The 900-nt window shown below is 57.1% G+C and carries 2 pseudogenes; both read left to right on the top strand.

Features of this window, described 5'->3' with window-relative positions:
- Positions 1–97, top strand: a pseudogene (locus HV796_RS46410) (IS6 family transposase); the annotation flags it as partial.
- Between the two features lie 612 nt (positions 98–709).
- Positions 710–900 (top strand): annotated as a pseudogene (locus HV796_RS42805) (IS6 family transposase); the annotation flags it as partial.

Raw genomic sequence — 900 nt, 5'->3', positions numbered from 1 at the left:
GCATCGCATTCGCAAGGATCAGTTCGATCTCGCGAGGCTCGGCCTCGGGGATGCCACCACGCCCGCCGTATGGGATGCTGTCCTGTCAACTCGATAAGGCGTCCTTTATATTAGAAACTGCTCAACTCGCTCATCTATTTGCACCAGAGCCCCTTTTCGCATCCGGGATGGCATTTTGCGCATCCGGGAACCGGAACGCGATAGATTGCCTGAAATCCGATCCATTATATAGAGCTGTTGCCGTAATTGGCCCAATGCTGGGCACCGCAGTTTGCAGATTTTCGTCGCCGCGCGGTCGTTTGCGCGCCCGGCCTCGCAGACGGCTGGGCACGACACCTACAATGCGCATCATCCCGACCTCAATCTCCTGCATCATCATGAACAAAGTTAACGCCAACACTGGCCCGAACCTGGGGGAGATGGGCGACGCGCCCTCGCCTCTTCAGAACGCCCTCGGTCTCGCCGCGAAGCGTGAGAAGCCTGTGGCCCGCCTTGTACCACCATCGCTTCAGGCCTTGGACCTCGCCGCAACACACTCCGACGTCGAAACCGCCGTCCCCATTCGGAAGAGCGAATCTCCAACGCAACGTCAAGGAGTATTAATGAAAGCAATGAAAAGCCAATTCCCTTGCCGTTTCGCTTCGCTATGAAAACAGAAGAGGTTAAATCGCTTGAGGGTACCGTGACAGCTCGTCGCGGCGATGCTGTTATGACCCCCGTGCTCAAACGCCTGCATTACCCGCTTGATGTAATCCTGACGTGCGTGCGTTGGTACGTGTCTTATGCGCCAAGCCTGCGAAACCTGGAAGAAATGATGGCGGAGCGAGGCATCGGGGTGGATCATTCAACCGTGCATCGTTGGGCCCTCAAGCTGCTGCCGGTGCTGGAGAAAGCGTTCGG

It is taken from the genome of Paraburkholderia humisilvae, assembly GCF_902859855.1.
Taxonomy (GTDB): Bacteria; Pseudomonadota; Gammaproteobacteria; order Burkholderiales; family Burkholderiaceae; genus Paraburkholderia; species Paraburkholderia humisilvae.
Note: the sequence above shows the minus strand (reverse complement) of the source record. Positions and strands in the feature narration are given on the sequence as shown.